The 6,641-nt window shown below is 67.2% G+C and carries 6 protein-coding genes and 1 pseudogene; all 7 read right to left on the reverse strand.

What is annotated here, in order from left to right; all coding sequences use genetic code 11:
* A partial coding sequence (locus tag D3A59_RS24395; protein ID WP_272868092.1) for a phage integrase family protein occupies positions 1 to 867 on the reverse strand: 867 nt, incomplete at its 3' end.
* Positions 868 to 1,719: 852 nt separating this feature from the next.
* On the reverse strand, positions 1,720 to 2,007 hold the full coding sequence (locus tag D3A59_RS24400) for an exopolysaccharide biosynthesis protein (RefSeq protein WP_119157906.1): 288 nt from the start codon (positions 2,005 to 2,007) through the stop codon (positions 1,720 to 1,722).
* Positions 2,004 to 2,489 (reverse strand): hypothetical protein, encoded by a 486-nt coding sequence (locus D3A59_RS24405; protein ID WP_119157907.1) that lies wholly within the window; start codon positions 2,487 to 2,489, stop codon positions 2,004 to 2,006. The genes D3A59_RS24400 and D3A59_RS24405 overlap by 4 nt, the downstream gene beginning before the upstream one ends.
* Positions 2,490 to 2,501: 12 nt before the next feature.
* Positions 2,502 to 3,815, reverse strand: coding sequence for a hemolysin family protein (locus D3A59_RS24410; protein WP_119157908.1), 1,314 nt, complete (start codon positions 3,813 to 3,815; stop codon positions 2,502 to 2,504).
* A gap of 34 nt (positions 3,816 to 3,849) precedes the next feature.
* Positions 3,850 to 4,698, reverse strand: coding sequence for an undecaprenyl-diphosphate phosphatase (locus tag D3A59_RS24415; protein WP_240636201.1), 849 nt, complete (start codon positions 4,696 to 4,698; stop codon positions 3,850 to 3,852).
* A 25-nt stretch (positions 4,699 to 4,723) separates the two neighbouring features.
* Complete coding sequence (locus D3A59_RS24420; RefSeq protein ID WP_119157909.1) at positions 4,724 to 5,419, reverse strand: Bax inhibitor-1/YccA family protein; 696 nt, start codon at positions 5,417 to 5,419, stop codon at positions 4,724 to 4,726.
* A 749-nt stretch (positions 5,420 to 6,168) separates the two neighbouring features.
* A pseudogene (locus D3A59_RS24425) lies at positions 6,169 to 6,576 on the reverse strand (IS30 family transposase); the annotation flags it as partial.
* Positions 6,577 to 6,641: the final 65 nt, after the last annotated feature.

Genomic DNA, 6,641 nt, shown 5'->3' on the forward strand with positions numbered 1-6,641 from the left:
GAGTTCGGCAGCCAGCGGTGCGAGCCACTCGATCAGCCGCGCGGCGCGCTCGCGGCCCAAGCCGGGCACGCGCTCGTACCAGCGGTGGTGGTTCAGGTTCGCGTAGTCGACGAGGTTGCCGAGCGTGAGCACGCCGCAGCGCTGCAGCGCCTTGCACAGCGCGGGCGCGAGCCAGCCGGCGAGCGCGTCGTCGAGCGCCGGGGGGCGGGCGAGCTCGGTGGCGAGCTGGTGCAGCGCGCGCAGCTGCTCCTTGAGTGTGGGCCCGACGCCGGGCTCGGGGGATGGCGCAGGCAGCGCGGTCGCGGCGAGCGGCCCCGCCTTGCGGTCGAGCGCGAATTCCTCCTCGTACTCGGCCAGCCACTCCGCCTGCGACTGGAAGTCCATGTCGACGCCGAGCTGCTCGCAGCGCTCCGCGATCCACGCGTCGAGGCTCGGGATGGCGGCGGCGGCCGGGGCGGGGGAGGGCGCCGAAGCGAGGACGCGGGGCTCGAGAAGTGCGGCATGGCCGTGCAGCCCGACCTCCGCGAGCCGTGCCATGCCGCGCGACCCGGCCGCCTGCCGGATGCGGCGCGAGAGCTCGCGCAGCTGGCTGCGGAAATGGCGCTCGTCGTCGGGGCCGCCGGCGAAGGCGAGGTAGCGCTGCCAGGCGCTACGCAGCGGCAGCTCGAGCGCGGCGCGCACGAAGTGGAAGTGGTGCAGCCGCAGCGCCTGTGTCGCGGCGATCGCCGTCTTCGCACCCGGCGGGCGGCCGCGGCGGCGAGGGACGACGTCGGCAGGCGAAACGGTCGATGCGGGAGAGGGCGGGGCAGGGGGCTCGGGCGAAGCGGGAGCCTGCGGTGCAGCGACGGTGGGGGGGACAGCGGACACGGGAGGTGTTCGGCAGGAATCGAGTGAAGTGGATGGTGCGGGCGACGCGAGAGTGCTCGCTTCGGGAATCAGGGTGAGTGACTTTGGGAGATGGATTCCTTGCTTTGGTCTCGTTGACCTCGTCATCCGCACCGCGCTGCTCTCCAAGTGCTTGTCGCGTTTCAAAAAAGCCAGTCGGGCCGACCGATGTGGATCGAATTGTGCCTGGTTGCCGATATTTTTTCGACACCCGCAGAACAGGAGTTATCAGGGTGTCAATAATCCAATAAAAAAACCGCTCGATTGCTTTCCGCCGTGCCAGCCGCAACGATTCGAGCCCCACAGGGCGGCAATCATTGAAGCCTCGGGGCTGAGCGGGGCACGCGCTCCTCCAGCCGACTCGGGGCCGGTCTGCTGTTTTTTGCGGCAGAGAGGAAATCTCTATTTGTGACAACCAGTTGCGGCCGCCGCGCCCATGTTGTCCACAGGCCTGTGCAGCGCATCCGGGGAAAACCCGGGGGACAGGTCCATTGCTGCCCGGCGGCCAAGTCGCTGCCCGTCGGTGGGCTCTGGTGCACCCGACGCAGGAACTCCACCTCGCGCTCGTGCGCCGGCAGTCGTACACCCCGGCGAGTCCCTCGGCATCGAAGCGTCGGATCCAGTCTTAGAGCTGGCTCTTGCCCAGCGGGAGCTGCCCGGCGGTCTCAGCCGCCGAGTGGCCCAGCGCCGGCAGCCGGCAGCTCACACGGCCGTTGCGTGCGTGACGCGCTGTGGCATCGAGCTCCGGCGCGCTCCGGCCGCCCTATGTCGTGTGCCAGGTCGGGACCTCCCCTCGCCAGCAACACGCAAAGAAGTTGCTGCACAGAGCCGGCTTCACGACACGATCTCCGCGACAAAGGGAAGCCGGGGGACTCGACCCGGAGCCGGCTGAGCAGCCAGGAGGATGAGCGGCGTGCTCGGGAAGGCAGATGTGCCGGGCGGCACCGGCAGCACCTTGGGGAACGCGAAGACGAACAGCAAGGCGGCAAGCGCCTGGTCGCCAATCGCATCGAGCAGATCGCCCACCGGGTTGCGGTCGCGGCTCCCATACTGGACCAAGGCATGCAGCATGTCCGGCAAGGGCACCCGGTTCGCGCCCCCGGTAGCAAGGGAGGACATCATGGGGGTGGCGCTGCAGCTTCGGTGCAACCGAGCTCCAGCTGTGTCAGCAGCGCCCTAACGTAGACGTTGTCCGTCCACTTGTCGGACTCGAACACCGTGATCGGCGCGGACCGGGACCTTCCCTCGGGAAGGATCTGGATCCGGTAGGTCTGGCTCCCGTCAGCGTAATCCGAGCCGACCCTCGCCCCTTCCAGCGGGATGTCCATCTGCTCCCTCGTGTCACCACGGATCTTGATCTCCAGCCGGCATCCGGGATGGAGGCGGTATTGCCAGCGCTTGTCCGGATCGGATTCCGCTCCGAGGTGGTTGAGCACCTCGATGCGTTGCTGCTGAGTCATGCTGGCCGGGGTGGGCAGGGGCATGTCCACCGTGGGGTAACCGTCGGCACATGCCAGCGTCACCAGTGATGCGCCCGCTACCACCGGCAGCCGCAAGAGGGTGCGCTGGCTTCGCCATGAGCGGAAACTCCGGTAGTTACTCATGGGGCACACGGGTCAGACTGTCGCGTTCTCGTCACCCGTGTCATCGGGCAACCGGCTGGCAAGCACCTTGTCGATGGTCTTGCCATCCATGTCGACGATCTCGAAGCGCCAGCCCTCCCATTCCACCGAGTCGGCGACCTTGGGAAGCCGGCCCGTGAGCAGCATCATCATGCCGCTGAGCGTGTGGTAGCGGCCCCGCTCCTCCTCGGGCACCTCGTCGAGCTGCAGCCGGTCCTTCAACTCCGGCACAGGGATATGGCCGTCGAGCAGCCAGCTGCCGTCCTCGCGCTGCACCGCCCAGGAGGTCTGCGGATCGCGCGGCCGGAACTCGCCCGTGATCGCCTCGATCAGGTCCTGCAAGGTCACGATGCCTTGCACCTCGCCGTACTCGTCGATGACGAAGGCCATGTGCACGTCCGAGGAGCGGAAGTTGTCGAGCAGTTCCATGCCGGTGAGCGTCTCCGGCACGTACAGGGGCTCCTCCAATCGCTGGCCGTCGAGCCCGTGCGCCCCTTCGCGCAGCGCGCGCGACAGCCACTGACGCGCGTTGATGACCCCCACCACCTTGTCGAGACTGCCCTGGATCACGGGGAAGCGCGCGTGCTCGCTCCGCTCGATGCGGCTCAGGTTCTCCTCGAAGGGTGCCTCGATGTCCAGGGTCACCACATCGGCGCGGGGCACCATCAGGGAGCCGATCTGGCGGTCGTCGAGCCGGAAGACGTTGCGCACCATCGTGTGCTCGTGCGATTCGATCACCCCGGCCGTGGTGCCCTCGGCGAGCATTGCGTGGATCTCCTCCTCGGTCACCGCGGAGCCGTTGCTCTCCCTGACCCCCAGAACGCGCAGCAGCGTCTGCGTCGAGATCGACAGCAGGCGCACGAAGGGCTTGGTCGCGATTGCGAGCCAGTCGATCGGACGCGCCACAAGGCGGGCGAGCGTCTCGGGATGGGTCTGCCCCAGCCGCTTGGGCACCAGTTCACCGACGACGATCGAGAAGTAGGTGATCAGCAGCACCACCAGCCCTGTCGCACCATAGCCGGCGTAGGGGGCGGGCACCCCGATGGATGCGAGCCAGGCGGACAGCGGTGCGGCCAGCGCCGCCTCGCCGACGATGCCGTTGAGGATGCTGATCGAGGTGATGCCGATCTGGATGGTCGAGAGGAATCGGGTCGGGTCCTCGCCGAGCTTGACGGCGGCGGCCGCCGAGCCGTCGCCTTCGTCGATGAGTTTCTGCAAGCGCGCCTTGCGTGCAGTCACCAGCGCGATCTCCGACATGGCGAAGACGCCGTTGAGCACGATCAGCGCGAAAAGTATGGCAATTTCCATGATGAACCGGGCCGGGCCCGGTGGATGAGGGATATCAGAGCGGGTTCAGGACGCCGAAGTGCAGCAGGGCCAGCACGGCGAGGCCCAGCACGATCCGGTAGGCGACGAAGGGCAGGTAGCCGCGCGACGAGACGAGCTTGAGGAAGACGACGATGACGCCGTAGCCGACACCGAAGGCCACCACCGTGGCCAGCAGGGTCGGCCCCGGCGCCACCGGACTGCCGACCTCCCAGCTGCGATAGAGCTGGTAGACGCCCGAGGCGAGCACCGCCGGCACCGCCAGCAGGAAGGAGTAGCGGGCAGCGGCCTCGCGGCTGTAGCCCATCAGCAACCCGGCGGTGATGGTGCCGCCCGAGCGCGAGACGCCGGGCACGAGCGCCAGGGCCTGCGCGAGTCCGAACAGCACCCCGCTGCGCCAGCTCAGCTGCTGCAGAGAGCGCTGGCGCGTGCCGAAGCGGTCGGCCGCCCACAGCAGCAGCGCGAAGCCGATCAGCATCGCCGCGGTGATGTAGAGGTTGCGCAGCGAGGTCTCGATCGCGTCCTTGAACAGCAGGCCCAGGATCGCGATGGGCAGCGTGCCGATCAGGATCAGCCAGCCCATGCGCGAGTCCGCATCGGCATGACGGCCCGTGCTCGCGATCGAGCGCCCCCAGGACAGCGCGATGCTCGCGAGTTCGCGCCGGAAGTACAGCAGCACCGCCGCCTCGGTGCCGATCTGCGTGATCGCCGTGAAGGCCGCCCCCGGATCGCCCCCGGAGGGCAGCAGCGGCCCGAAGATGCGCAGGTGCGCGCTCGAGGACACCGGCAGGAACTCGGTGAGCCCTTGCAGCACCCCGAGCGCGGCGGCCTCGCCCCAGCCGATCGCGCCGCTCACGAGACGCACCCGGATATGCGGGTCACGAGCCGGCTCATTCGTCGCGCCCCCCCATCAGACCCAGCAGTGCCAGCAGCGACTGGAAGACGTTGTAGAGGCTCAGGTACACGCCGAGCGTGGCCGTGATGTAGTTGGTCTCGTGGCCGTCCTGCACGCGCTTGAGGTCGTAGAGGATGAAGGCCGAGAAGATGCCGATCGCCAACACCGACAGCGTGATCATCAGCGCGCTGGACTGGATGAAGAAGTTCGCGATGCCGGCCACGAGCAGCAGGATCGCGCCGATGAACAGGAACTTGCCCATCGAGGACAGGTCGCGCTTGATGACCGAGGACAGCGCCGCCATGCCGAGGAAGATGGCGCCGGTGCCGGCGAAGGCCGTCATGATCAGGCTCGCGCCGTTGGCAAGGCCCAGCACTGCGCCGACCAGACGCGACAACATCACGCCCATGAAGAAGGTGAAGGCCAGCAGCATCGGCACGCCCGCCGCCGAGTTCTTGGTCTTCTCTATGGCGAACATGAAGCCGAAGGCGCCGGCGAGGAAGACGATCATCCCGATGCCGGGCGACATCGCACGCGCGATGCCGGTCTGCACGCCGAGCCAGGCGCCCAGCACGGTGGGCACCATCGACAGCGCGAGCAGCCAGTAGGTGTTGCGCAGCACACGATTGCGTTCATGTGCGAGCGCTTGGCCCGAGGGCTGCGGACGATAGATCAGTTGGTCGTGGTTCATGACGGATTCGTGTAGGTGGTATCTGTGGAGGAGGTCGGGCGCGGGCAGGCGCGCAGCGCCTGTGTTTGCGAGGCGCGTGGCTTTTCCGGAGAAGCGCGCGTGCGGAAGCCGCGAGCACAAGGGCTTGGCTACCGAGAGGGCGCAGATCCTGGGAAAGGCTTTCCGGCGGCTTCAGGCCGCAGCAAGCCGATCAGGCAGAAAGGGCTATGCCGCGGGGCGGGCGAAGTGGCCCGTCGAGATAGGGCTCGACCAGTACCCTGCTTTTCAGGTTTCGAGGGAGAGAAAGCCCGGGAGTGGGATCCGGGGGTGCCAGGGGTGTGGGAAGCAAGCCGATCGGCTCGGGGGCTGAGTCAGCATGGACCGGAAGATCGTCCAGATGATGATCGTTCACTTCTCCAGGGGATGGGTCCGAGGACGCGTCTGCCCACCCAAGGAAGGCGATCTTTGCAGGATCACCATCCAGGACATGCAGCTGCTCCTGGGCTGCGATGCCGCACCAGAACAGGACAAGGGAGAGAAGACAGGCAATGACCCGTGTGGGCATGCGGGAAAGTATATCCACTCCTTCGCCTTCTCGTCGCCCTTGCCCGGATCAGGCCGACGGAGGTGGAGGCTCCTGATGATTCGGCTTGAAAGGGCGGGCTCAAATCTGAATTCAACACCCAGCCGGAATCGGGATGTCAGTGGATCGTGGCCTGAGCCTGTCCGGTAATGCTCTGCATGAGCTCGAAGGCCTGGAGGGGGCTGCGCCAGTTCAGCGTCTGGCGCGGCGGGACCGCAATCGAGTTGAGCTTGGCAGTGAAGGCCGCCAGCGCCGATTCAGCCGTCGCATCGGGCATGCGCGCGAGCAGCACCAGGCGCGTGCTGCGCTCGACGAGCACGCCTCCGGCAGACTTGTTGCCCGCGCCGCTGATCAGAGCGACTTCCCGGTGTACGCGCATGACCCGATCGTTGACCTCGGGGGAGCGCACATGAATACTCACCATCTCGGGGATCCGGCCCCGGCGTTCGGTGCCGCCCAAGCGGGATCTGCGAGCGTTTCGTTCCTGGCGCAGGCAGGCGATCAACTCCCGGCGCAGCTCCCCCTTGGGGTGCGCGTAGATGGCGCTGTGTATTGTTTCGTGCGAGACATACTTCTCGGGGTCGGCTGGCCACATGAGACGACCTGATTAGTCATGATCCTCAGCCACGCCCCGGATATGACGCTCGCGCATAGGCGAGC

It is taken from the genome of Caldimonas tepidiphila, from assembly GCF_003569765.1.
Lineage (GTDB): Bacteria > Pseudomonadota > Gammaproteobacteria > Burkholderiales > Burkholderiaceae_C > Caldimonas > Caldimonas tepidiphila.